Here is a 23,019-nt window from a genome sequence, read left to right as displayed (position 1 = left end):
CTGGCGAATAAAAGACCCCCGAACCGACGATCGAGCGGGCTTCGAGAACTGAGGTGATCGAAAACACTTATTTTCGTCGACCGACGCGTTCGAATACGAATGACCGACAAATACGATCGCCGTCGATTCCTCCAGATCTCCGGGACGGGTACTGCAGCGGCTCTCGCTGGCTGTACCGCGTTCAATCCACTGAGCGACGACGGAGACGAACCCGACGACGTCGTGACGGCCGCCGTGGGTCCGGATCCGGACGAGATCGAGGACCTCATCGAAGCGGTCGAGGAGGGAGAGATGGACGCGATGGAGGCCCAGCAGCGCGAGCAGGAACTGATCGAGGAGGCGACCGAAGCGTTCGAGGCTCGAGTCGAGGACGATTCGGATCTGACGATCGAGGAGTCGAGCGGAGACGTGGGTCTCTACCAGATCGACGGCTCGGCGGAATCGATCGTGAGCGCGCTCCGAGAGGGCGCGGTATCCTCGCTGCACCGGGCCGCAGCCTACGATCAGTTCCTCGAACAGCAGGAACAGCAGCCCCAGCCGGAACCGGAGCCGGAACCCGACGAGGAGGAAGAAGCGCCGGAGGACGGTGAGGAGGCGGACGACGGCGAGGAAGGGGACGAAGACGATTCCGACGAGGAGACCGAAGCTGACGACGAAGACGGTGCGGACGACGGGGACGAAGCGGCGGACGGCGACGAAGACGACGCCGGTGAGGACGCGGACGCAGACGACGGCGAAGACGACGCGGATGGCGAGGCGTGAACCGTCCGTAACGGAAGCCGATCTTCGGTCTCTCTTCTCTCGGCCCCTTCTCTTCTCTCGGCCCCTTCTCTTCTTTCGGACTACTCGACGCTGAACGGGCTCTCCCGTTCCGTCCAGTTCCAGCCGGGGAGTCGCTCCTGGAACCCGGCGGCCAGCGCCGCCTCGAGGTCGTCGACACCCGCGTTTTCGGAACCGTCGCCGTGAACCTGCAGATCCGCGTAGTGGAAGGTGGCCTCGCCGAGCGTTCGCAACGGCTGGGTTCCCGCGATGGTCGCGGCGAGCTCTCGGCCGAGGATTTCGTCGACGACGAACCCGGGATAGTCGTTCGCGACGTCGAGTTCGCGGAGGATGGCGACCATCGCAGCGACGTTGACCGCCAGATCGCCGTCGGCGAAGACGGCGTCGACCTCCTCGAGATACGCGTCCTCGGTGACGGGATCGACGTCGGTGTCGAAGATCGTCCCGAGGTCGTCGCGCACGTCGTTGATGATCGGTACGACGGTGTCCGCTCGCTGTGCAACCCAATCCCGTTCGGCGACGACGCGGTCTTGTGTCAGACGCATACGTTCGTTTCGGGCCGAACTGTCCTGTGTTTTGCGAAGGCTTTTATACCACGCAAAGAATAGCCACGGGTAAGCGGGTTCTCCCTGGAATCTTCCCGCACGGACCAGGATAACCGACCTGGGAGCGTCTTCGTCGCGTACGAAGCAGCATATCGATGATTCGGGACACCAGACGGAACGTAAATCACGTTTTCCGATGGCATCGTCGTTCGACACCGTCGGCAGTATTGCAGATGCAGCGGTCGACGGTCGCCGATCGACTGACCGTCGCTGACGGTCACTCCACTCCTGCTTCCACACCGACGGTACAGACCATCCCTCGTCGGCGAGTTCACGCAACCGACAACTGGCGATTATGAGCACTGTAGAGCAGCAACTCGACGATTTGAAAGCAAAGATCACGAGCGAGTTACCGAGCGATATCTCGGTTTCCTCGGTGAAATACGAAGGACCAGAACTGGTCGTCTACACACGCGACCCGAAGAAGTTCGCCCAGCAGGGCGACCTCATCCGGAAACTCGCGAGCAAACTCCGCAAGCGGATCACTGTCCGCCCGGACCCGAGCGTTCTCTCTCGGCCCGACGAGGCGCGCGAGAAGATTATGAGCGTCGTTCCGGAAGAGGCCGGCGTCACCGACCTCGACTTCCACGCGGACACCGGCGAGGTCGTCATCGAGGCCGAGAAACCCGGCATGGTCATCGGCCGCCACGGATCGACGCTCCGTGACATCACGAAGAACGTCGGCTGGACGCCCGAAGTCGTCCGGACGCCGCCGATCGAGTCCTCCACCGTCTCGAACGTCCGGAGCTTCCTCAAACAGGAACGCGACGACCGCCGGGACATCTTAGAGCGCGTCGGCCGGCAGATCCACCGCGAGGAGATGTCCGACGACGAGTACGTCCGCATCACGACGCTGGGTTGCTGTCGCGAGGTCGGCCGTGCTTCCTTCATCCTCTCGACGCCCGAGACGCGGGTGCTGATCGACTGCGGCGACAAGCCCGGCGCCGAAGGCGAGGTCCCGTACCTCCACGCCCCCGAGGCGCTCGGCGCGGGCGCCCAGACGATCGACGCCGTCGTCCTCACCCACGCCCACCTCGACCACTCCGCGCTCATCCCGCTTCTCTTCAAGTACGGCTACGACGGCCCGATTTACTGTACCGAACCCACGCGAGACCTGATGGGACTCCTGACGCTCGACTACCTCGACGTCGCCGCCAAGGAAGGGCGCGCGCCGCCGTACGAGTCCGAGATGGTCCGCGAGGCGATCAAACACTGCATCCCGCTCGAGTACGGCGACGTCACCGACATCGCGCCGGACGTCAAACTCACCTTCCACAACGCGGGTCACATCCTCGGCTCGGCCGTCTCGCACTTCCACATCGGCGACGGCCTCTACAACGTCTGCTTCTCCGGCGACATCCACTACGAGGACACCCGCCTGTTCAACGGCGCAGTCAACGACTTCCCGCGCGTCGAGACGCTCGTCCTCGAGTCGACCTACGGCGGTCGCAACGACTACCAGACCGACCAGGAAGACTCCGAACGCAATCTCAAGGAGGTCATCACGGAGACCTACGAGCGCGACGGCAAGGTCGTCATCCCCGCGTTCGCGGTCGGTCGCTCGCAGGAGATCATGCTCGTCCTCGAAGAGGCGATGCGCTCCGGCGACATCCCATCGATGCCAGTCCACTTAGACGGGATGATCTGGGAGGCGACCGCGATCCACACGACCTACCCCGAGTACCTGCGCGACGACCTCCGGGACCGCATCTTCCACGAGGACGAGAACCCGTTCCTCGCCGAGGAGTTCAACCACATCGACGGCGGCGAAGAGGAGCGCCAGGACGTCGCCGACGGCGGCCCCTGTATCATCCTCTCGACGTCCGGGATGGTCACCGGCGGTCCGATCATGTCCTGGCTCAGCCACATCGGCCCCGATCCGGACTCGACGCTCGTCTTCGTCGGCTACCAGGCCCAGGGAACTCTCGGCCGGCGCATCCAGACCGGCTGGGACGAGATCCCGACCAGCGAAGTCGGCGCCATGGGGTCGAACGGCGGCGGCCGCGGCACCCTCTCGCTGAACATGGACGTCGAGACCGTCGACGGCTTCTCCGGCCACGCCGACCGCGCCGGCCTCGAGAACTTCGTCAAGACGATGAATCCGCGCCCCGAAAAGGTCCTCTGCGTCCACGGCGACGAACGCTCCACCCAGGACCTCTCCTCCGCGCTCTACCACGACTACAACATGCGGACGTTCGCGCCGAAGAATCTCGAGACGTTCCGGTTCCTGTAACGGCGATTCGTTCGCGGCACCCGTCGACACCGGAATCGCCCGAGTCGCTGCGTGAACCGCTTTTTCGTCCGTTCGAAGCCACTCTCCGTCCGTAGTAGCTCCGGGAGTTCTTCGTGCATTCCGGTCGATCCTCGTGTCAGGTCTCGAGAAACTCGACAGTCTGTCGACCCCGAAACGAGCGTCCGCCGGGACGGGCCAGCCTGACGGCTGTGGCAAGCCCAGCCCTTGTTGATTCGGCGTCTCCGTTTCTGATCGAATGGCCGACGACGAGCGCTCGAACGCAAGACGCGGATCGATCGGAACTCAAAGATGGGAGCCGCCGATCGCCACGCCGGCACCGGTCACCGGAGTCACGATGGTCGTCCACTCCGGTGGGGCGAACCGACCGAACTTTGTCCCTCGATCCGCTTGCTCGGAGAACGTGTATTGGAGACGTCGAGACTGTCGGACCCGTCGAACCGTCGACCACTCCGTCACCGTGAACCGGAATCCGTCGGTGATCGGGTGGTGATCGCGACCTGGCTCGTCTATGCGGTCCTCACGGCGACGATCTACGCCGGGATCGCCCTGCTCTCGAAGGTCGTCAGCGGCGCGTCGATCGACGATCCGATCACCCTGACGATCTACACCTGCACGCCGTTCTACGCGGTCTACGTCGTCGCCGGGCCGGTCCTCGAGTGGGGAGCGATACGCGGGATCGGTGGAACTTCGGCTCCGACGGCGACGGTCCTCCTCGCGATCGCGTTCGGCGTCGTCTCGACGCTCGCGTACGGCGTCTACTACTGGGGGCTCGTCGTCGGCGACGTCTCCCGGTTCGTGCCGGCGCTCGCGATCGAGACGATCTTCGTGTTGATACTGGGCGTGCTTTTGCTGGGCGAGTCGTTCCCTGGCGGCGTCTACGCCGGTATCGCGCTCGTCGTCTTCGGGGCGCTGTTCATCTCGGTCGAACTCGGCGAGGGCTCTCTCGAGCCTCGCGTGAGCCCCCCGATAATCGCTGTCGCACTGCTGGCTGCGGCCGCCTTCGCCGTCCTCAACACGGGGATGAAGGCGCTCACGACGAGCTTCGGAACCGTCGAGTTGCTCTTCTGGATCAGTCTCGGAGGCGCCCTCTCGCTGAGCGCAGCGGTGCCGTTCCGGACCGGCGGACGCTTCCGGCCGAGGTTGGAGCCGGACGCGGTGGCTGGCCTTCCCATTGAGCCGCCGACCGAGACGAAGTTGCCGGCGGGCATTGTCGTGCTGGTCGCCGCAGGCCTGCTGAACGCACTCGCCCTGTTTACGTTCATTCGGGCGCTCGAGCACGGGCCGGTCTCGCTGGCGACCGCGATCACCAAACTCGACGTCATGATGGTGTTCGTCGGCGCGCTCGCACTGTCGAAACTCGCGCCCGCCTTGCTCGAGGAGCAGTTCGATCCGTTCACGCTGGCCCAGAAGGCCTCGGCGTCGATGATCATCCTCGTTGGGTCGGCGCTGATCCAGTTCAGCTACTGATACGGACTGCTGTACGTCATTTCCGGAGCAACCGCAGACAGGTCGCGGTTGCTCCAGTACAGCGGTACAGCAGACCGCACAAAAAGAGCGAGTCGGCGAGATCAGGAGAGCTGTCTCGAGAGCCACTCGAGGTTCGTCGCGATCACCGCGGCGACGATGGCGACGACCGAGATGACGACCAGGATCGTCGAGACGACGCTGACGACCGGATCCAGCGCCTGCCGGATCTCGGTCCAGGCGATCACCGGGATCGTCTGGGTGCCCGGCGTCGAGAGGAACAGCGCCATCACGAACTCCTGGAGGCTGATGATGAAGGCGAGCAGCCCGCCGACGAAGATGCCGTGTTTCACGTTCGGGAACACGACGTGGACGAACGACTGGACGGGACCGGCACCGAGGTCCTGGGCGGCGTCGAGTTGCTGCCAGTCGAACCGGCTGAACACCGAGCGCATCACGAAGTAGACCAGCGGCGTCGCCCACAGCGTGTGCGCGAGGACGATGCTCGCGTAGGAGCCGCGCAGTCCGAACTCGTTGAAGTACATCAGCAGTGTGATCCCGAGGATGACCGGCGGGATCAACAGCGGGACGAGGACGAGCGGCGCGAGCAGCGTGCCCAGCAGGCCATCGTCGTCCTCGAGTTCCTGGCCGAAGGCACCCGTCACGCCGAGTACCGTCGCGAGGAGCGCCGTTCCGACGCCGACGATGATGCTGTTGGTGAAGGCGTCGAGCCAGCGAACGCTGTCGAGGAACTCGCCGTACCAGGCGATCGAGAAGCTCTCCGGCGGGAACGCGAGCCGTCCCGTGCCGGAGAACGACGTCACGACGACGACCAGCAGCGGGAGCAGCATGATCGCGAGCAGCGACAGGTAGCCCGCGCGGAAGGCGGCGGTCTCGAGCGTTTCTCTATGCAAGGTCGAACTCACCCCCGAACCGGTTGAGGACGGTAAAGATGATCGCGATACTGGCGAGCATCAACAGGAGCATGAGCACCGAGAACGCGCCCGCTTCGGGGTAGCGCATCCCGTACATCATGTCCTCGACCTGTATCGCGAACGTGAGGCTGCTCGAGAGCACGCCAGGTGCTGCGTAGGCGCCGACGCTCCAGGCGAAGGAGATCACCGTCGCGACGATGATCCCCGGCATCACCTGCGGGACGACGACCTCGAGTATCGATCGTGGCCGGCTCGCGCCGAGGTCGCGTGCGGCCTCGACGACGTGCCAGTCCATCGTCGCCAGCACGCTGTAGATCGCCAGCACGGCGTAGGGGAGCACGATGTAGAGCTGTCCGATGACGACGGCGATCGTTCCGGGGTAGAACGAGATCGGCTCCGAGAGCAGCCCGAGCGAGAGCAGTATCTCGTTGAGCGTGCCAGTCGGCGACAGCAGCGGCCGGAACGCGTACGTCCTGATGACGAGCGTCGTGAGCAGCGGCAACACGACCGAAAACAACAGGAGCGACTTGACGAGTCCCGTCGAGCGCCAGATCGCGTACGCGTAGAACAGCCCGATGAGGACCGAGAGGACGGTCACGACGACTCCGATGAGAAACGAGTAGCCGACGATGCTCCAGAGGAGTTCGTTGGTGAGGACGCTCGCGTACGCCTCGAGCGAGACGGTCCCCTCGGCGTAGACGAAGTTGGCCGACGACTCCGCGAAGCTGATCCGCAGGAGGATAAAAAACGGGATCACGAACACCAGGAGCTCGAACGCGAGCAGTGGGGCCATCAACAGCAGGGCTCGGTTCGAACTGGACTGGCCGGCGATCCGCTCTCGAACCGCCGCGATCGACGTCGGGACGCGTGTTGGTGTCTCCGTCATCGGTTCTCAGAGCGTGACCTGCGATCCGTCGGGGCGGAACGCGAGGACGTCGTCTCCTTCCCATTCGATGCGAACCTCCTCGCCGGCGGTCAAGGCGTCGGTGTTCGCGCCCGTTCGCTCGGCGAACATCGACGTTCCGTTGACCGAGACGGAGTACCGCACCGTCGACCCCCGGTAGAGGACGTTCTCGACGGTGCCGACGACGGCGTTCAGCGTGCTGCCGTCGGCGAGCACCGGCTGCTCGTGTCCCTCCATACTGTCGGCGGCCGCGTCCTGCTCGATCGAGAGCACCTCCGGACGCAACGACAGCGTCAGTTCGGCCCCCTCGGTAACGTCGGGGTCGCCGTCGGACGGGAGCACGAGTTCGTAGCCCAGTTCCGTCTCGACGTGGACGGCGTCGTCGGTGACCCGGACGGCCTCGCTCTCGACGAAGTTCGTATCGCCCAGAAACCCTTCGATGAACCGGTTCGCTGGGTTCTCGTAGACCTCGGTGGGCTCGCCGACCTGGATCAGTTCGCCCTCGTTCATGATCCCGATGCGGTCGGCCAGCGTGAACGCCTCGTCCTGGTCGTGCGTGACGTGGACGAAGGTCTCCTCGACGTCCTCGTGGATCTCCCGGAGTTCGATCTGCATGTCCTCGCGGAGCCGTTTGTCGAGGTTCGATAGCGGCTCGTCGAGCAACAGGACGTCCGGGTTGACCGCGAGCGAGCGGGCGAGCGCGACGCGTTGCTTCTGGCCGCCGCTCAGGTTCGTCGGGTCCTCGTCGCCGTAGCCACCCATCTGGACCCGCTCGAGCATCGCCTCGGCGCGCTCGCGGCGCTGTTCTTTCGGGACGTCGCGCATCTTCAGTCCGAACGCGACGTTCTCGAGGACGCTCTTGTGCGGGAACAGCGCCCAGTCCTGGAACACCGTCGACGTATTCCGTTCGTAGGCGGACTGGTCGGTGACGTCCTCGCCGTTGATCGTAATCTCGCCGCTGGTCGGTTCCTCGAGTCCGGCGATCATCCGTAGCGTCGTCGACTTGCCGCTGCCGCTCGGTCCGAGCAGACACAACAACTCGCCGTCACGGATGTCGACGGACACGTCCTCGACGGCAGTCGTGTCGCCGTACTGTTTTTCGAGTTCGGACAGCGTGATTTCTGACATTGGTCTCGGTAAGTTCGGTTATGTAAATAGCGTGGATCGTACGGTTCAGCGCTCAGGAACTCTGCTGGATGCTCGTGAACGCGTCGTCGAGGTCGGAGTCGTGTTCCGCGAGGTACTCCCAGTCGGGGAAGGCGATGTTCTCCGCCTCCTCGGTCGTGGTCGGCAGGTCGTCCGCGTACTCCTCGGGGTACTCGATGTTCTCGTTGCTAAAGACCATGGGATGGGCCTGGGCCCACTCCGTCTGGACGTCGCCGTCGAGCAGGAAGTTGATGAACTCCTCGGCCTCGTCCTGCATGTCGGTTCCCTTGACCACACACCAGTTGTTGAACCAGCCGGTGGTCTGTTCGGGCATGGTGTGTGTCAGGCCGTCGTAGTCGTCGATGTCGGCGGCCGTCTGGTCGTAGTACCACTGGGCGACGTCGATGACGTCGTTTTCGAAGTCCTGCCAGATGTCCTCGCCGGACTCGGCCCAGGTCTGGATGTTCCAGTCTTCGACCGTCTCGAGGACCGCGTCGTGGAGGTCCTCGTCGTGCATCTCTTCGGCACCCTCGGCCTCGTCCATGGCGATCGCGGCGGCGTAGAGCGGGTACCACCAGAAGCCCGTGTCGACGCCGATCCCGCGGCTCTGTTCGACGGCCTCCGAGGAGAGGTCGCCCCAGCTCTCGGGGTCGACGTCGGCATCCTCCCGGTGGATGATGGTACACGGTGCGCCGTCGACCGGCAGCCCGTACTCCGTCCCGCGCATCTCGGCGTAGTAGTCGATGATCTCGTCGCTGTTGGGGACGTTGTCCTCGTCGATCGGTTCGAAGAGGTCGTCCTGTCGGCCGTAGTAGTAGAAGTTCCCCTCGGCGACCGTGACGTCGTACGGCGGGTCGTCGTCCGGGGCCTGTCGGATCTCGTCGAGAATCTCGTTCCACCCGCGCTGGACGTCGATTTCGAGGTCGTGTTCGTCCTCGTACTGGGTGACGAGTCCTTCCTCGAAGCGGTCGGCGTAGTTCCCACTCCAGACACAGACGCTCAGCCTCTCGTCGGCGTCGCTGCCGGCGAGTTCCGCACAGCCGGCGAGGCCGGCCGCCGAACCGGCCGCCGTCGCGGAGAGGAACCGACGCCTGGACGTCGAGGTTGCACGAGCAGTTGTTGAAGAATCGATCACGGATTCCGTCTCATTGGTTTCTGCATCCCGGTGTGGGTCTGCAGCCATTGGTACGCCGGGTCTACCCCGGTTGTAACATAAAGGTGTTATGATGTCGGGCAGAAATAGCTAAAATAAGGAGGATCAGCCCCCATATCGAACCTGTGTGGCCGAATTCGGTGTCCCGGTTACTGCGTTCACGACCGATTCACGCATTATCTCCCACCGAATCGGGCGACTGGTTCTCGCACGCGTCGTCTACGGCCGTCTCCGGCTGCGAACGCTCTTCGCCCGATGTTCGATACCGGTTCCACCCGCCTGGACACGAACCGCGACGTAGCCCGGCACGGCGAGCAGGTACAGGCCGACGATCGCCATCGTCAGCGGCGAGCGGTCGAGTACGGCGACCACCTCGAGCAGGACGACCCTCGCCAGAAGCAACGCCCCGAACGTGCGGTTCGGTGTCTCCTCGAAGGGCGTCTCCAGGAGGGGTTCGACGTCGACCATTTACCACACCTCCTCGAGCAGCAATTGCGCGGCGACGATCTCGAGCCGCCCGATCCACATCGTCACGAGCAGGACGAGATTGAGCGACAACGGGATCGTCCCGTCGACGATTCCGGAGCTCAGTTCGTCCGGAATTCACAGGGTGGATCCTTCGTCAGGACTCCGGCGCATCGGCCGGGTCGACGACCTCGTCCGTCTCGGGATAGACGCCAACCTGGTCGCAGACGTCGGTCATCGGGCAGGCCTCCGGCCCCTCCAGACAGGCTGGCTTGCGCGCCGTGCAGTACTCCCGGCCGAACTGGATCGTCGCCGTGTGGCCGAAGCCGCACTTCGCGGCGGAGACGTCTCGCTCGAGGACGTCCCGAACGTCCTCGTGATCGGCGTCCGCCGGCGCGATCCCCAGCCGCCGGTAGATCCGGTGGACGTGCGTGTCCACCGGGAAGACGCCGCCGCGGCCGCCGGCGAACAGCAGGACGCAGTCCGCAGTTTTTGGACCGACGCCGCGAACCTCGAGCAGCGTCTCGCGGACGGTCTCGGGCTCTTCGTCCCTGACGAAGGCGTCGAACTCGGCGGCGGAGCCGAACGCCTCGAGCACCCACTCGGCGGCCCCGATCAGCATCTCGGACTTCTGGTTGTACAGCCCCGCGGAGCTGATCGTCTCGGCGAGCGTCGACTGCTCGGCGTCGGCGAGCGCCGCCGCGAGATCCGTTTCCGGCTCGTTGTACCGCTCGAGCAACGCGTCGTGGGCGGGCTGGCTCGCCTTGTCACTCGTGTTCTGGCTCAGGATCGTCCGGACGAGACAGGTGAACGCGTCCTGGCCGCCGTAGGACTTCTCCCAGTACAGTTCGCCGAGTCGGTCGACCACGCGCTCGGCGCGGGTGTCGGCGGTCGCCGGATCGAACTCGGCGGCGGTGCCGCCGCCCTCGACGCCGCCGCTGATGTTGACCGTCGGCTCCTGGTCGTCGCTCATGTGGGAGCGGAGGGTCCCCGGGCGCAAAACGGCGGCGGTCCCGCACGTCCGTTCCGTGTTTGCCACAGTGACAGTTAGTGCGTGCGTTGCTCGCGCTCGCGTCGAATTCGAAGCCACCGTTCCGGAGGAGTACGAATGGAACGTCCGGCTCGAGTCTGCACGCTCGACCACCCACCGCCGGGTGGGTTTGAAAGGGGCCAGGGGCTTTCGACGGTGATACCGATAGGTCGACGGTGATACCGATAGGTCGACGGTGATACCGATAGGTCGACGGTGATACCGATAGGTCGACGGTGATACCGATAGGTCGACGGTGATACCGATAGGTCGACGGTGATACCGATAGGTCGACGGTGATACCGATAGGTCGACGGTGATACCGACAGGAGCACGTCCTGCTCGCGCGAACACACTGGATTGCCACGTCCTCCCCAACCGATTCGCTCGCTCCTTACGTCGCTCGCTCATCCCTCGCGCAACGTCATCGACCGCCCTCGCTTTCGCTCGGTCGGTCGACAGCGCGCGCCACCGCAGGAGAGTACGCTGAACCGAGGTGAGACGCAGTTTCCCCGTGCTGACGAAAACGCTTCGTGTGTCGGGTTGTTCGAAGTGTACGGAGACGAACCGATGTCGCGTTCGCAACCGCGGTCACTCCACAGTGATCGTCACCGTCACCTCGGCGCCGTCGGCCAGCGCGTCGATCAGGTCGCGGTCGAACCCCTCGGCGGCGAACTCGGCGCCGACCACGATCGTGCGGTCGTCGACGTAGTCGCTGGTCCGCCCGACCGCGCTGCGCTCGTTCGTCAACTCGAGGTCGGGGTCGCCCCGTCCCTCGACCGATTCGCGGTGGTCGTCGGTCGCTATCGTGACCGTGATCGTCGCCGCCTCGTCCTGACAGGCCTCGACGAACTCGGGATCGAAGTCGGCGGGTGCTCGATCGGCGTCGATCGCCAGGATGCAGTCCCCGGCGGGGGTCAGATAGTCGTCGGTCGTCACCTCGAACGTGCTCGCGTGCTCGGCGCTGACGTGCTCGTGGCCGCGGGCGTGGATGACCTCGTCCATGCAGACCGGTTCGTTGCCGGCCGGAAAACGGGATCGAATTCCGGTTCGACGCGGTCGCCGGCGGCGATCGTCTGGCGCACGAGATTTCCCTCTATGACGGCACTCCCGAAATCTTATTCTTACGTTTCAGCGCCCGAAACGTTCGTAATAGGCCGTTTCCACCCCAAACAATTATGCTCGCGTCTATGGGACGGGAACCTATGTCTGGTGTTACCAACGACCATATCACGCGCAGAGACGCCCTCCGGTACGGAGGAACCACCGGAGTCGTACTGCTCGCCGCCGGCTGTCTCGGGGAAGACGGCGATCCGGAAGCGGCGGCGGAGGACGACGAAGGGGGCGCTGAGGACGACGACGGCGAAATCGAGGCCGACGAGAACGACGAGGAGAACGGCGAGGCCGAGGGCATCGTCGTCGGAACGGAGGCGGGGTTCCCGCCGTTCGAGATGATCGAGGACGGCGAGATCGTCGGCTTCGACGTCGACCTGACCGAAGCGGTACTCGAGGAGGCCGAGGGGTACGAACACGAGGAGTGGCAGGACATGGAGTTCGGCTCGCTGATCCCGGCGCTCGAGGACGGCAGCATCGACCTGATCGCCGCGGCGATGACGATCACCGAAGAGCGCGAGGAACAGATCGCCTTCACGGACCCCTACTTTAGCGCCGATCAGTCCGTGCTGGTCGCCGAAGATGCCGACTTCCAGCCGGAGTCGCTCGAGGACTTCGACGGACAGACGGTGGCCGCGCAGGTCGGGACCACCGGCGAGGGGGTCGTCGAAGAGGAGTTGATCGAGGAGGGACGGATCGGCGAGGGGGACTACTCCTCGTACGACAGCTACGTCCTGGCCGTGGAGGATCTGGAGCGGGGAATCGTGGAAGCGATCGTCATCGACGAACCGGTCGGCGACACGTTCGCCGACGAGCGGAACGTCGAGGTGGCGTTCACGCACGAGACCGGCGAGGAGTTCGGCCTCGGCGTCCGCCAGGAGGACGACGACCTGCGGGAGGCGCTGAACGAAGGGCTGGCGACGATCGAGGAGGACAGCACGTTCGACGACCTCGTCGCGGAGTGGTTCGGGGGTGACGACGCCGACGAGGACGACGAAGACGAGGACGACGAGCAGTCCGTCGCGGGGTTGGTCGGCTAACGTGATCGCGGCATCGTCGACGGCGCTTCCGCTCGAGACGGTCGAACCCATCGCCGCCGTCGCCGCCGAGGACTGGCTGTTCGTCCTCGACAACTACGAGTACCTGCTCGCCGGGGCGGTGATCACCGTCGCGCTGACGGCGACGAGCATCGTGCTCGGGCTCCTGCTCGGCTTCCCGGCGGGAGCGATCGAACTCTACGGCGGCCGGTTCTCGAGCGGCGTCGTCCGGAAAGCGGGCGTCGCGATCAGGGGCACGCCGATCCTCGTGATCATGGTGTTCACGTTCTTCGTGTTCCCGCTCGAGTGGCTGTACGTCCTGCCGGCCAGCGAGCCGTTCCAGGCGGCCGTCCTCGCGCTGGGCGTCCGCAGCGCCGCCTACCAGTCGCAGATCTTCCGGGGCGCGCTGCGGAGCATCGATCCCGGCCAGCTCGAGGCCGCCCAGTCGATCGGTATGTCGAAGCGGGAAGCGATCGGCTACGTGTTGGTTCCCCAGGCACTCCGGCGAAGCGTCCCGGGCTTCCAGAACGAGTTCACCATCGTGCTCAAAGACACCAGCATCGCCTTCGCCATCGGGCTCGGCGAACTCCTCAGACACTCCCACGACCTGATGACCCAGCAGACGACCGCGGCGCTGGAGCTGTTCGTCTTCGCCAGCCTGATCTACTTCCTGCTGACGATTTCGACGAATCGCACGCTCGACTACGTGAACGACCGGTACGCGATTCCGGGGGAGGGATGAGATGACCGCACAACGAACAGACGAGCGGGACAACGAACGTCGACGAGCCGAGCACGAACCGCTACTGCGCATCGAGAACGTCTGGAAGTCGTTCGGCACCGAGCAGGTGTTCCGCGGGATCGACCTCGAGGTCGATCGGGGCGACGTCGAGGTACTGGTCGGCCCCTCGGGAAGCGGCAAGTCGACGCTCCTGCGCTGTGTCAATCGGCTGACAGAGATCGACGAGGGGGCGATCTACCTCGACGGCGAGCGCGTGACCGACGCCGACGCGAACGTCAACGAGTTGCGCCAGCAGGTCGGGATGGTGTTCCAGGACATCAACCTCTTCGCCCACCTCACGGCACGCGAAAACGTCACGCTGGGACTCCGCCGCGTCCGCGGCTTCGGCAAGAGCGAGGCCCGCGATCGAGCGGATCGTGAACTGGCGAACGTCGGGCTGAGCGACCAGGTCGACTCCTATCCGGCGCAGCTCTCGGGCGGCCAGAAACAGCGCGTCGGGATCGCCCGCGCCCTCGCCATGGATCCAAAGCTGATGCTGTTCGACGAGCCGACGAGCGCGCTCGACCCCGAACTCTCGAACAGCGTCCTCGAGGTGATGGAACGGCTCGTCGAGGCGGGGATGACCATGCTCGTGGTGACCCACGAGATGCGCTTCGCCAGATCGGCCGCCGACAGCATCACGTTCCTCGAGGGCGGGCAGGTCGTCGAGCGCGGCCCGCCCGAGCGGCTGTTCGAGCGCCCGGAGCGCGAGCGAACCCGCGAATTCCTCGAGAGCATCTATGGCTAGTTCGACCGACGCCCGGAGACTGACGCTGCCCGAGATCCGCATCGGACGCGTCCTCGCCGTCCTCGCCGCGGTCGCGTTCTGGGGCTGGCTCCTCACCCGCTGGATCAACGACTGGGTGCTCGCTCGCATCGGGATCGGGCCCGGTGCCGGAGTACACTTCCTCGAGGCCGAGCCGTTCGAGACGACCGCCGAGCGACTTGCGGCGTCGGCCGACGCCTACGGCCCGTTCGCGGGCGTCGTCGACTGGGTCGGATCGGTCGTCGGCGCCGTCGGCGTGGCGGTCGACATTGCGCCCGTGCTGGCAGTCGGTGCGTGGTACACGATCGTCCTGACCGTCGTGAGCATCGTTCTCGGGTTGCTCATCGCCGTCCCGCTGAGTCTCGTCCGGGTCTACGGCGGCCCGTTCCGGTGGCTCGCGCTGGGATACATCGAACTCATCAGGGGGACGCCGCTGCTCGCCCAGCTATTCGTGCTCTACTTCGGGCTCCCGTTCGCCGTCTGGCTCCACGGCGTCGAAACGATCGGCCAGGGGCCGATTCCCGACCAGGCGTTCATCATCGCGGTCGTGGGGTTTACGATCAACAGCTCCGCCTACCAGGCAGAGTACATCCGCGGCGCACTCGAGAGCGTCGACCGCGGCCAGCTCACCGCCGCGCGGTCGGTCGGGCTCTCCCAGCTCGAGGGACTCCGGTTCGTCGTGATGCCGCAGACGCTCCGGTACGCCATCCCCGCCTGGACGAACGAACTCGTCTACCTGATCAAGTACTCGTCGCTGGCGGCGTTCATCACGGTGCCGGAGCTCTACTACCGGGCGTCCCGGATCGCCTCGCGAACGTTCGAACACACCGCGATCTACGCCTCTATTGCGATCGTCTATCTCGCGATCGTGCTGACGGCGACGGTGCTGATGAGCCGTGTCGAACGAGAGGTCGCCATCCCCGGCCTGGGGCAGGCCGAGGGTCGCCATCAGGGAAAAACGGAGGGCGAGCGAGAGTGACCGACGCGAGAGTTATCGTCCGTGGGGGTTCTCGAGGGGAGGCGACGCCACGGACATCTCGTCGAAGTACCGCGTCTCGTCGATTTCGTCGATCGAACCGTCGGCGATGCGTCGGAAGGTCTCCATGTAGACCTTGACGGTCACGTTGATCGTCGTGCCGACCGCCATCTGACCGCGATCCTCGCTCTGGTGGGCGACCTCGTAGAGCAGCGCCGCGGCGTCGGTCTGAGGGGGGAGCGCCTCCTCGTAGGAGCCCCAGAGCGGCCCGTACGGGAAGCGGTTGATCTTGTCGAGTCGACCGCCGCCGCGGGCCTGCATCGCGTCCTTTGCCAGGATCCCGAGCTGGAGGGAGCGCTTCTGTGCGTCCTCGCTCATGAAAATGTTGCCGCCACCCTCCTCGATGTCGTCGGAGATGTCGGCGTAGGCCGGCCCCTGCGGCGCCATCACGCTCATCATCGTCTGCCAGTCCGGTCCCGACTCGTCCGTGGAGTCGGGGTCGACGACCCCGCCCTGGTGATGATGGGTCAGCGCCCAGTCGGGGTCGGCCTCGAGGTACGACTCCGTTACCGCGCGGGTTTCGGGGTTGATCCGCAGGCCGTGGTTCTCGATGACTTCCGGCGGATCGTCGATCGTCGGCTCGAGCGGAATCTCGTCGGTCGGCAGATCGTAAAACCAGAGATCGTCCGACTCGCGCCACAACTCCTCGCGTTCGTCCTCGACCGGCGTGAAGTCGGTGACGACGCTGAAGTCGCGGTTGAGATCGTAGCCACCGACGTCGAGGAACTCGTAGAAGTACTGAGGTCGCCGAAGGGAGTCACCCTCTTCCCACTCGGTCGTGTTGACGCGACGCTGGATGCGGTCCCCCTCGTCTTCGACCCCGCTGTCGCCCCGGAACTCGTTCCCGTCGGGGTTCGCGTCCGGAACGATCGTCAGCGAGAGGGTGTCGAGGATCGCCTCGACCTCCGGCGAGGAGCCCTCCGCGAGTCGCTCGAGAACCCGAAGGGTGGCCTCGACGCCGGCCGGCTCGTCGCCGTGGATCCCGTTGATCATGTGGACGTTCTCGTCGCCGTCGCCGAGGGTTACCTCCCAGATCGGATCGTTTCGGCCGGCCGATTGGCCGATCTCCCGAAGTTCGACGCGGTCGCTCCGCTGGTCGATCCCGTGGAGCCGGTCGGCCAGTTCCTCGTTGTCGAGGTACGACTCGTAGTTGATCGCGTTCTCGTTCGGCGGCCACGGCCCGCGCGGTCGGTAATGATCGTCGTCCGCGCTGCCGATTCCGGCGAGACCGAGGATCGCCGCCGACGCACCTGTCGACTTGATGAATGTTCGTCTTCTCATTGATTGAACTCCGGTAAGACTGTATTATCCGCCGATAAAAATAATTACTGCCATGGCAGATGGTTACCGCAACTCCTATCGTCAGGAAAAGAAACCGCGAGTGTGCGAGAGAATACGAACGGGAACTGCGAAGACGTCGGACGGGACGAAATGCCGTAGGGCGCTAGACTAGACTCGCGCCGTCGAAATCGCCGCGGCTGTACTCGACGTCGAGCAGGTCGAGGATCGTCGGCGTGATGTCGAAGAGGTCGGCGTCGCCGATCGAGGCGTCGGGATCGTCGATGTACAGCGACGTGTCGTCGAAGCTGTGCATCCCGTTGCGTGGCCCGGTCGTGAACACCTCGGAGTCCGCTTTGAACCCGGACTTGAGGTCGAAGCCGTTGTTCGGAATCGCGACCAGATCCGGCGCGATGTCGTCGTGGTCGCCGCGGAACGCCTGTTCCTTCTCGACGACGCGGTCGACGACCTTCTTCCCGTCGGGCCCCTCGAGCGCCTCGAGATCGGCCTTGAGTTCGTCCCGGACCTCGTCGTACTCCTCCTCGGGGACCGAGCCGCGGGGCTCGCGGCCCTCGAGGTTGATGTAGAAGCGGCCGGGGATGAACGAGTACGCTTTCGTTTCGTCGGCGATGTCGCTCAGTTCCTCGGGTTCGTCCGTGCCGAAGGAAAGCCAGCCCTCCTCCTGGAGCCACTCGTTGAAGTGGACCTCGTAGTCGAGGCTGGTAAAGCCGTGGTCGGAGGCGACGATGAGGGTGACGTCGTCGGGAACCGCCTCGCGGAGGCGACCGATGTAGTTGTCGACCTTCTGATAGAACTCGATAAACTCGTCGTGGTACTGGCCGTCGCGCTCGTAGTCCTTAAAGAGGAAGTGATTGACCCGGTCGGTCGTCATGAAGACGCCGAAGAAGAGATCCCAGTCGTCCTCCTCGATGTAGTGTTCGAACGCCTCGAAGCGGGCGTCGATCGTCTCGTGAGCGTCCTCGATGAACGCCTCCTTGTTCTCCTCGTGGCCGAGTTTCGGGTTGACGTCGATCCGGTAGTCGAGCGTCTCGAGATAGTCACGAACGTCGTCGGGATGGGCGGCCTTCTCGAGATCTGGAGAGAGAAAGCCGGAGACCATCCGCTGGACGTTGCGCTGCGGTGGGAACGTCACGGGCACGTTCATCACCGTCGCCTTGAGACCCTCGTTCTGGACGTGGTCCCAGACCCGATCGGCCTGGACCTCGCGACCCATCGGAACGTAGGTGTCGTAGGTCCCGACTTCCCGGTCCTGGAAACCGTAAACGCCCGTCTCACCGGGATTGACGCCGGTCGTCAGTGACGGCCAGCACGCGCTCGACTCGGGCGGGACGATACTCGAGATTTCGCTGGCCGTCCCGTCCGCTGCAAGTGAGGCGAAGTTGGGGAACAGATCCTCGTTCTCTGAGAGGAGACTGTACGGCACGCCGTCGACTCCGATAAACGCGACTCGGGGGTTGCCGTCGCCCCGTAGCCGGTCGAACAGACCCATAAGGGCCCGTAGTCCGACCGCATACAAGAAGGTTCGTTTCGAGACACTGTTTTCGAGAACGGGTGGCGACGTCTCCCGGAGTTCTCACAGCGACTACCAGAGTGTGGGCAACGAACAGCTACCGCCAGTAAGGAGATTACGCGTTCGGATCGTCCGTCGTCCGTCGGTCGGAGTCGAAGTTCGTCGGAACGACCGTCAGATGGGCCATTCCGGTACCGGAGTCGGCCGGCTCGTCGGCCGACACGGACTCTCGTGGGGACGGGTTGGTTGCTGCCATGACGGACGTCACTACGGCAGCCCACTCAATAAAATTACCCATGCTCATAATGCATGCGTCCTCGGGGCGAAGATAACTCTGGTGAATCCGAGGGAACCAATACCGAGAGAAGAGGCGATGCCTCGCTATTCGAAGTGCTCTTCGTAGAGATCCTGTGCGTGCTCGATCGCGTCGTAGGCGGCCTGCCTGTCCTCCCAGCCCAGCGTCTCGACTTCCTTGCCCTCCTCTAAGTTCTTGTAGGTTGTGAAGAACTCGTCGATCTCGTCGAGTTGCTGCTGGGGAATGTCCTCGAGGTCCTCGATGTGATCGTAGCGCGGATCCTCGCTCGGAACGGCGATGACCTTGTCGTCCTGCTCGCCGTCGTCGTCCATCTTCATGAGTGCGACGGGACGAGCCTCGATGACGCAGCCGGGGAACGTCTGGTCCTCGACGAGGACGAGCACGTCGAAGGGATCCTCGTCGTCGTAGTACGACTGCGGGATGAAGCCGTAATCCGAAGGGTAGTGAACGTTCGAGTGGAGTACGCGATCGAGAACGACGCCGGGAACGTCCTTGTCGTACTCGTACTTGTTACGCTCGCCTTTGAGACACTCGACGACAGCATAGATTTCTTCGGGTGCATTCGGTCCTGTTTCGAGGTCTTCCCAGAGATTGACCATGTACCCGAAACTCCACGGTGGATCAAAAAGTACTTTCGTAATCGTGTTGGAGATCACAGGTGACGGCTGGCGGCCAGCCGGCAGAGACTGGTCCAGATACGCCGCTGTATCTGTGTCGACACGGTCGGTTAGACGACAGCTGACCGGTCGATTCGAACGAATAGTTGACAAGTCTTAAATAGTTTGGTGACATTTGCGCAGCTATGTCAGAGGCACAATCAATCACCGGCGACCAGAGTATCGCACGCGAACTTACCGCGTTCCAGAACAACATCCTCACCATCCTCGCCAAGGAGCCGATGTACGGCCTGGCGATCAAGCGGGAACTCGAGGAGTACTACGGGACGGAGGTCAACCACGGCCGACTCTACCCGAACCTCGACGAACTCGTCGAGCTCGGACTGGTCGAGAAGAGCGAACTCGACAAACGAACCAACCAGTACTCCCTGACCGACGAGGGCTACGAGGCCGTTCTCGACGGGATCCAGTGGACGCTCTCGAAGGTCGTTACCGGCGACGACCGCGCGGACGAGATCAGCGAGATCGTCGACGAGAGCTACTGAATCGCTACGACGGCTGTTTCCGAAATTCGGGCACCGGTTCCGCAGCCGTCTGGAAAACGAGACGGATCGATTCCTCGATCACGTCCCGTTGTTTTGCCGATGGCCACGCGTTCCGTACGAAGTAGTCACGACAGAACTCCTCGAGCTCCGCGGCCGTCGCGGATTCGATCGGCTTCGCGTAGTGATTCCCGAAGAAGTCCGCGAGCGCGAGCGCGTTGTCGCCGTGGACGTCGCCGTGGGCTGCTCTGACCTCGGCGGCGAGTTCGCGGTTGTGCTCGTCTACTGCGTTCCAGTCGTCGGGATCTTCGGCCCCCTCGAGCGGGATTTCGACCGCGCGCGAGATGTCCTCGATGCGATCCGTCCTGATGACGCCGTCCGCGTTCCACTCCGCCGGGTGGAGCACGAGGGTCGCGTCGTCGTCCTCCCGAACGCGAGCGGTGAACTCGTACTCCTCGAGCAGTTGACTACGTCGGTCGAGGTGGACGGCGCGCTCGTTCTCGTCGGTCGCGGTGCGTGCGAGGCGGGTCCGACGTTCGGCTTCGTCCACGACCTCGTCGGGGAGTTCGTTTCCGGTAGCCTCCGGTTCGTCGGCGTCGTCCGCCGGGTCGGTGACGTCGTCCTCACCGCCGTGGTCGCCTGCGAATCGATCGCTCATAGGAACGCTTCGCACTGCGGGCTTTTTCGCTTGCCGATGTCGGATCAGCCGCGTCGCTTACCCCTGGTCCAGGGCCTCGTTCGCGAGTCCGTCCGCCCGGTTGTTGACCTCGCGCGGGACGTGCTCGAGCGTCCACTCGTCGAACGAAGAGAGCAGTTCGAGCGCGGTCACCCGCTTTTCGCGCAGTTCTGGGTTGTTCGTGTCGTACTCGCCTCGGACCTGTTTGACGATGAGTTCGGAGTCGCCACGGGCGTGTACCTCGTCGTAGCCGTACTCGCGGGCCGCCTCGAGGGCCGTGATCAGCGCGGCGTACTCCGCCTGGTTGTTCGTCGCGCGACCGATCCGTTCGTTCCCCTCGGCGACGATACCGTCGCCGGTGACGATCAGCCAGCCGATAGCCGCGGGGCCAGGATTGCCGCGGCACGCCCCGTCGAAGTAGACGTGCGCCCGACCGCCGCCGTCGCGGAGCAGCGCCTCGAGTTTTCGCGGATTTTCGCCCTGGATCACGACCTTGTCGTCGTAGGCCACCGCCGTCGCATCGTCGCGAGTGGCTCGCCAGCGCTCGTGATCGGTGTTTCCGGGTTCGACGGTCACGCCTACTTCCTCGAGACGGTCGCGGGCTACGTCGACGTCACACTCGATGACCGGCATTCGTGCCTGTGGTCGATCAGAACCGAATAAATGTTTTCCGGTTTCTATGCGTAAACCCCCCGCTTGAACGCCTGTGAGTGCCTTTTTCGGCAAATACGGATCAGTGGTCGAAAACGAAAACCCAGAACTTATATACCATAGTAGTACTACTATAAAAGCGCGATGACACGGTCCACCCGCCAGCGGGAGCGAATGCGTGAGACGGACGAGACCGAGGATCAGGAGGGGGTACGTGCCTGCCCCGAGTGTGAATCGGATAACCTCGTGAAAGACTCCGACAGGGGTGAGCTCATCTGTGAAGACTGTGGGCTCGTCGTGGAGGAGGAGAAAATTGATCCTGGTCCAGAGTGGCGGGCGTTCAATCACCAGGAACGTCAGGAGAAGTCCCGCGTCGGTGCGCCGACGACTCAGACGATGCACGACAAGGGGCTGACGACCACGATCGACTGGAAGGACAAGGACGCCTACGGTCGTTCGATTTCCTCGAAAAAGCGCAGTCAGATGCACCGACTGCGCAAGTGGCAGGAGCGAATCCGAACGAAGGACGCTGGCGAGCGCAACCTGCAGTTCGCGCTCTCCGAAATCGACCGGATGGCCTCGGCACTGGGTGTGCCGCGGTCGGTTCGTGAGGTCGCGTCGGTCATCTATCGACGCGCGCTCAAAGAGGACCTCATCCGTGGACGCTCGATCGAGGGCGTCGCCACGTCCGCACTGTACGCTGCCTGTCGGAAGGAAGGCATTCCGCGCAGCTTAGAAGAAATCTCGGAAGTCTCACGCGTCGAACGAAAGGAGATCGGTCGCACGTATCGGTACATCTCGCAGGAACTCGGCCTCGAGATGCGCCCCGTCGACCCGAAAAAATACGTCCCGCGCTTCTGTTCTGAACTCGAGTTGTCCGAAGAGGTCCAGACCAAGGCCAACGAAATCATCGAGAAAACGGCCGAGGAAGGACTGCTGTCGGGTAAGTCACCGACCGGCTACGCCGCGGCTGCGATCTACGCCGCATCCCTGCTGTGTAACGAGAAAAAGACTCAGCGAGAGGTCGCAGACGTCGCGCAGGTGACCGAAGTTACGATCCGAAACCGGTACCAGGAACAGATCGAAGCGATGGGGATCCACGGCTAACTCCGTCACGTCCTCTTTTATCGCAGCCGCGTCGCCCGCCGAGCCGCAGCAACCGGCGATGGATCGAAATCGGCGCAGCTACTGGCCGCCGATCCCGTCTGCGTTCGCATCGTCGGTATCGCCTCTGCCGACGACTTCGATAACACTCTCGTCGGTCAGAGCGGAAGCGGCGTGATTTCGTCGCGGGCCTGCAGACAGTGGCCGTACTCCCTGACGAGTCTCGAGGCCAGCCTCGGACCGAGAAACGCGACGCTCTCCAGGCCGATCGCTGTTCGGTAGACCCGACTGTCGACCGCGAAGAAATGTCGACCCGTCTGGATGGGTGCTCGAGGTGGTCGAAATGGATTATTCGTCCTCCTCTTCCTCGTCGTCGTCCATCGGATCGTCGTCTTCTTCGTCTTCCTCTTCTTCGTCGTCATCCATCGGGTCGTCCTCTTCCTCTTCTTCGTCGTCCTCCATCGGATCGTCCTCTTCCTCTTCAGGGTCCTCCTCTTCAGGATCCTCTTCTTCTTCTTCTTCTGGATCTTCCTCTTCAGGATCCTCTTCTTCTGGATCCTCTTCCGGCTCTTCCTCCGGATCCTCTTCCTCTTCGGGATCTCCGTTACATCCTGCGAGCACGGCAGCGCTAACCGCACCGCTCAGTGCAAGCATTCGTCGGCGTGTGACGTAGTCATCCATAGTTTATCACTCAGCACTACGTTGGGGGACGCCGAACACAAAGAGAATGCACTGCCTATTGCCATTGTCGCGGAAACAAAGTACAGTTACGTACTACTCGATTTCGAGCGAAACGAACTGTATCACTCGAGAAGAGTCATTGCCACCTCGAGAT

The 23,019-nt window shown here is 63.8% G+C and carries 24 protein-coding genes; 9 read left to right on the top strand and 15 right to left on the bottom strand.

What is annotated here, in order from left to right; genetic code table 11:
- Nucleotides 1–99 precede the first annotated feature (99 nt).
- Nucleotides 100–762 carry a hypothetical protein gene (locus CV102_RS23440; protein ID WP_148860437.1) on the top strand — a complete coding sequence of 221 codons (663 nt, stop codon included), beginning with the start codon at nucleotides 100–102 and terminating at the stop codon, nucleotides 760–762.
- Between the two features lie 80 nt (nucleotides 763–842).
- Here the strand turns inward: CV102_RS23440 and CV102_RS23435 are convergent, their stop codons facing one another.
- On the bottom strand, nucleotides 843–1,325 hold the full coding sequence (locus CV102_RS23435; RefSeq protein ID WP_148860436.1) for a hypothetical protein: 483 nt from the start codon (nucleotides 1,323–1,325) through the stop codon (nucleotides 843–845).
- Nucleotides 1,326–1,680: 355 nt separating this feature from the next.
- Between CV102_RS23435 and CV102_RS23430 the strand changes: the two genes are divergently transcribed.
- Together CV102_RS23430 and CV102_RS23425 are read left to right on the top strand one after the other, a co-directional pair.
- Nucleotides 1,681–3,618, top strand: coding sequence for a beta-CASP ribonuclease aCPSF1 (locus tag CV102_RS23430; RefSeq protein ID WP_148860435.1), 1,938 nt, complete (start codon nucleotides 1,681–1,683; stop codon nucleotides 3,616–3,618).
- 507 nt (nucleotides 3,619–4,125) lie between these two features.
- Complete coding sequence (locus CV102_RS23425) at nucleotides 4,126–5,106, top strand: EamA family transporter (RefSeq protein ID WP_148860434.1); 981 nt, start codon at nucleotides 4,126–4,128, stop codon at nucleotides 5,104–5,106.
- A 101-nt stretch (nucleotides 5,107–5,207) separates the two neighbouring features.
- Here the strand turns inward: CV102_RS23425 and CV102_RS23420 are convergent, their stop codons facing one another.
- The 7 genes from CV102_RS23420 to CV102_RS23390 all read right to left on the bottom strand — a co-directional run bounded on the left by CV102_RS23420 (nucleotide 5,208) and on the right by CV102_RS23390 (nucleotide 11,741).
- A complete protein-coding gene (locus CV102_RS23420) occupies nucleotides 5,208–6,017 on the bottom strand; it encodes an ABC transporter permease (RefSeq protein ID WP_148860433.1) in 810 nt (269 codons plus the stop codon).
- Nucleotides 6,010–6,924, bottom strand: a complete 915-nt coding sequence (locus tag CV102_RS23415) for an ABC transporter permease (protein WP_148860432.1) — start codon at nucleotides 6,922–6,924, stop codon at nucleotides 6,010–6,012. Before CV102_RS23415 ends, CV102_RS23420 begins: the two co-directional genes overlap by 8 nt.
- A gap of 6 nt (nucleotides 6,925–6,930) precedes the next feature.
- On the bottom strand, nucleotides 6,931–8,070 hold the full coding sequence (locus CV102_RS23410) for an ABC transporter ATP-binding protein (RefSeq protein ID WP_148860431.1): 1,140 nt from the start codon (nucleotides 8,068–8,070) through the stop codon (nucleotides 6,931–6,933).
- A 52-nt stretch (nucleotides 8,071–8,122) separates the two neighbouring features.
- Nucleotides 8,123–9,271: an ABC transporter substrate-binding protein gene (locus tag CV102_RS23405; protein ID WP_148860430.1), complete on the bottom strand. Its 1,149-nt coding sequence runs from the start codon at nucleotides 9,269–9,271 to the stop codon at nucleotides 8,123–8,125.
- Between the two features lie 189 nt (nucleotides 9,272–9,460).
- Nucleotides 9,461–9,709 carry a hypothetical protein gene (locus tag CV102_RS23400; protein ID WP_148860429.1) on the bottom strand — a complete coding sequence of 83 codons (249 nt, stop codon included), beginning with the start codon at nucleotides 9,707–9,709 and terminating at the stop codon, nucleotides 9,461–9,463.
- 154 nt (nucleotides 9,710–9,863) lie between these two features.
- Nucleotides 9,864–10,679, bottom strand: coding sequence for an endonuclease III domain-containing protein (locus CV102_RS23395; protein ID WP_148860428.1), 816 nt, complete (start codon nucleotides 10,677–10,679; stop codon nucleotides 9,864–9,866).
- Between the two features lie 648 nt (nucleotides 10,680–11,327).
- The gene (locus tag CV102_RS23390; RefSeq protein ID WP_148860427.1) at nucleotides 11,328–11,741 is read right to left on the bottom strand and encodes a DUF371 domain-containing protein; all 414 of its coding nucleotides are present in this window, start codon (nucleotides 11,739–11,741) and stop codon (nucleotides 11,328–11,330) included.
- Between the two features lie 200 nt (nucleotides 11,742–11,941).
- Here CV102_RS23390 and CV102_RS23385 point away from each other — a divergent pair, with 200 nt between their 5' ends.
- From CV102_RS23385 to CV102_RS23370, 4 genes are read left to right on the top strand one after another with little or no spacing between them, the layout of a single operon-like run.
- On the top strand, nucleotides 11,942–12,889 hold the full coding sequence (locus CV102_RS23385) for a transporter substrate-binding domain-containing protein (protein WP_148860426.1): 948 nt from the start codon (nucleotides 11,942–11,944) through the stop codon (nucleotides 12,887–12,889).
- 1 nt (nucleotide 12,890) lies between these two features.
- Nucleotides 12,891–13,628 (top strand): amino acid ABC transporter permease, encoded by a 738-nt coding sequence (locus CV102_RS23380; protein WP_148860425.1) that lies wholly within the window; start codon nucleotides 12,891–12,893, stop codon nucleotides 13,626–13,628.
- A 1-nt stretch (nucleotide 13,629) separates the two neighbouring features.
- Nucleotides 13,630–14,415 carry an amino acid ABC transporter ATP-binding protein gene (locus tag CV102_RS23375; RefSeq protein WP_148860424.1) on the top strand — a complete coding sequence of 262 codons (786 nt, stop codon included), beginning with the start codon at nucleotides 13,630–13,632 and terminating at the stop codon, nucleotides 14,413–14,415.
- Nucleotides 14,408–15,412 carry an amino acid ABC transporter permease gene (locus CV102_RS23370; RefSeq protein WP_148860423.1) on the top strand — a complete coding sequence of 335 codons (1,005 nt, stop codon included), beginning with the start codon at nucleotides 14,408–14,410 and terminating at the stop codon, nucleotides 15,410–15,412. The genes CV102_RS23375 and CV102_RS23370 overlap by 8 nt, the downstream gene beginning before the upstream one ends.
- Nucleotides 15,413–15,424: 12 nt before the next feature.
- Here CV102_RS23370 and CV102_RS23365 read toward each other — a convergent pair whose 3' ends face one another.
- The 4 genes from CV102_RS23365 to CV102_RS23355 form a co-directional block, all read right to left on the bottom strand.
- Nucleotides 15,425–16,750 carry a M14 family metallopeptidase gene (locus CV102_RS23365; RefSeq protein ID WP_148860422.1) on the bottom strand — a complete coding sequence of 442 codons (1,326 nt, stop codon included), beginning with the start codon at nucleotides 16,748–16,750 and terminating at the stop codon, nucleotides 15,425–15,427.
- A gap of 163 nt (nucleotides 16,751–16,913) precedes the next feature.
- A complete protein-coding gene (locus CV102_RS23360; RefSeq protein ID WP_148860421.1) occupies nucleotides 16,914–18,257 on the bottom strand; it encodes an alkaline phosphatase family protein in 1,344 nt (447 codons plus the stop codon).
- A gap of 136 nt (nucleotides 18,258–18,393) precedes the next feature.
- Nucleotides 18,394–18,534 carry a hypothetical protein gene (locus CV102_RS26280; protein WP_187433095.1) on the bottom strand — a complete coding sequence of 47 codons (141 nt, stop codon included), beginning with the start codon at nucleotides 18,532–18,534 and terminating at the stop codon, nucleotides 18,394–18,396.
- A gap of 125 nt (nucleotides 18,535–18,659) precedes the next feature.
- Complete coding sequence (locus CV102_RS23355) at nucleotides 18,660–19,193, bottom strand: inorganic diphosphatase (protein ID WP_148860420.1); 534 nt, start codon at nucleotides 19,191–19,193, stop codon at nucleotides 18,660–18,662.
- 203 nt (nucleotides 19,194–19,396) lie between these two features.
- Between CV102_RS23355 and CV102_RS23350 the strand changes: the two genes are divergently transcribed.
- On the top strand, nucleotides 19,397–19,756 hold the full coding sequence (locus tag CV102_RS23350; protein WP_148860419.1) for a PadR family transcriptional regulator: 360 nt from the start codon (nucleotides 19,397–19,399) through the stop codon (nucleotides 19,754–19,756).
- A gap of 4 nt (nucleotides 19,757–19,760) precedes the next feature.
- On the opposite strand, the gene CV102_RS23345 is transcribed toward CV102_RS23350, so the two are convergent.
- Complete coding sequence (locus tag CV102_RS23345) at nucleotides 19,761–20,411, bottom strand: DUF7108 family protein (RefSeq protein ID WP_148860418.1); 651 nt, start codon at nucleotides 20,409–20,411, stop codon at nucleotides 19,761–19,763.
- Between the two features lie 57 nt (nucleotides 20,412–20,468).
- Nucleotides 20,469–21,062 carry a ribonuclease HI gene (rnhA, locus tag CV102_RS23340; RefSeq protein WP_148860417.1) on the bottom strand — a complete coding sequence of 198 codons (594 nt, stop codon included), beginning with the start codon at nucleotides 21,060–21,062 and terminating at the stop codon, nucleotides 20,469–20,471.
- A 162-nt stretch (nucleotides 21,063–21,224) separates the two neighbouring features.
- On the opposite strand from rnhA, the gene CV102_RS23335 reads away from it, so the two are divergent.
- On the top strand, nucleotides 21,225–22,187 hold the full coding sequence (locus CV102_RS23335) for a transcription initiation factor IIB (protein WP_076582376.1): 963 nt from the start codon (nucleotides 21,225–21,227) through the stop codon (nucleotides 22,185–22,187).
- Nucleotides 22,188–22,532: 345 nt separating this feature from the next.
- Here the strand turns inward: CV102_RS23335 and CV102_RS26275 are convergent, their stop codons facing one another.
- The gene (locus tag CV102_RS26275; protein WP_187433094.1) at nucleotides 22,533–22,865 is read right to left on the bottom strand and encodes a hypothetical protein; all 333 of its coding nucleotides are present in this window, start codon (nucleotides 22,863–22,865) and stop codon (nucleotides 22,533–22,535) included.
- Between the last annotated feature and the right edge of the window lie 154 nt (nucleotides 22,866–23,019).

It is taken from the genome of Natronococcus pandeyae, assembly GCF_008122205.1.
Taxonomy (GTDB): Archaea; Halobacteriota; Halobacteria; order Halobacteriales; family Natrialbaceae; genus Natronococcus; species Natronococcus pandeyae.
This window is presented reverse-complemented; position numbering and strand designations above follow the sequence as displayed.

What these genes read in the sequence shown, in the direction of transcription:
- CV102_RS23440 (WP_148860437.1), top strand. Translation starts at nt 100, where the DNA reads ATGACCGACAAATACGATCGCCGTCGATTCCTCCAGATCTCCGGGACG.
- rnhA (WP_148860417.1), bottom strand. Translation starts at nt 21,062, where the DNA reads ATGCCGGTCATCGAGTGTGACGTCGACGTAGCCCGCGACCGTCTCGAG.
- CV102_RS23415 (WP_148860432.1), bottom strand. Translation starts at nt 6,924, where the DNA reads ATGACGGAGACACCAACACGCGTCCCGACGTCGATCGCGGCGGTTCGA.
- CV102_RS23345 (WP_148860418.1), bottom strand. Translation starts at nt 20,411, where the DNA reads ATGAGCGATCGATTCGCAGGCGACCACGGCGGTGAGGACGACGTCACC.
- CV102_RS23375 (WP_148860424.1), top strand. Translation starts at nt 13,630, where the DNA reads ATGACCGCACAACGAACAGACGAGCGGGACAACGAACGTCGACGAGCC.
- CV102_RS23430 (WP_148860435.1), top strand. Translation starts at nt 1,681, where the DNA reads ATGAGCACTGTAGAGCAGCAACTCGACGATTTGAAAGCAAAGATCACG.
- CV102_RS26275 (WP_187433094.1), bottom strand. Translation starts at nt 22,865, where the DNA reads ATGGATGACTACGTCACACGCCGACGAATGCTTGCACTGAGCGGTGCG.
- CV102_RS23410 (WP_148860431.1), bottom strand. Translation starts at nt 8,070, where the DNA reads ATGTCAGAAATCACGCTGTCCGAACTCGAAAAACAGTACGGCGACACG.
- CV102_RS23435 (WP_148860436.1), bottom strand. Translation starts at nt 1,325, where the DNA reads ATGCGTCTGACACAAGACCGCGTCGTCGCCGAACGGGATTGGGTTGCA.
- CV102_RS23350 (WP_148860419.1), top strand. Translation starts at nt 19,397, where the DNA reads ATGTCAGAGGCACAATCAATCACCGGCGACCAGAGTATCGCACGCGAA.
- CV102_RS23335 (WP_076582376.1), top strand. Translation starts at nt 21,225, where the DNA reads ATGACACGGTCCACCCGCCAGCGGGAGCGAATGCGTGAGACGGACGAG.
- CV102_RS23355 (WP_148860420.1), bottom strand. Translation starts at nt 19,193, where the DNA reads ATGGTCAATCTCTGGGAAGACCTCGAAACAGGACCGAATGCACCCGAA.
- CV102_RS23370 (WP_148860423.1), top strand. Translation starts at nt 14,408, where the DNA reads ATGGCTAGTTCGACCGACGCCCGGAGACTGACGCTGCCCGAGATCCGC.
- CV102_RS23400 (WP_148860429.1), bottom strand. Translation starts at nt 9,709, where the DNA reads ATGGTCGACGTCGAACCCCTCCTGGAGACGCCCTTCGAGGAGACACCG.
- CV102_RS23365 (WP_148860422.1), bottom strand. Translation starts at nt 16,750, where the DNA reads ATGAGAAGACGAACATTCATCAAGTCGACAGGTGCGTCGGCGGCGATC.
- CV102_RS23385 (WP_148860426.1), top strand. Translation starts at nt 11,942, where the DNA reads ATGTCTGGTGTTACCAACGACCATATCACGCGCAGAGACGCCCTCCGG.
- CV102_RS23405 (WP_148860430.1), bottom strand. Translation starts at nt 9,271, where the DNA reads ATGGCTGCAGACCCACACCGGGATGCAGAAACCAATGAGACGGAATCC.
- CV102_RS26280 (WP_187433095.1), bottom strand. Translation starts at nt 18,534, where the DNA reads ATGGCAGCAACCAACCCGTCCCCACGAGAGTCCGTGTCGGCCGACGAG.
- CV102_RS23390 (WP_148860427.1), bottom strand. Translation starts at nt 11,741, where the DNA reads ATGGACGAGGTCATCCACGCCCGCGGCCACGAGCACGTCAGCGCCGAG.
- CV102_RS23395 (WP_148860428.1), bottom strand. Translation starts at nt 10,679, where the DNA reads ATGAGCGACGACCAGGAGCCGACGGTCAACATCAGCGGCGGCGTCGAG.
- CV102_RS23360 (WP_148860421.1), bottom strand. Translation starts at nt 18,257, where the DNA reads ATGGGTCTGTTCGACCGGCTACGGGGCGACGGCAACCCCCGAGTCGCG.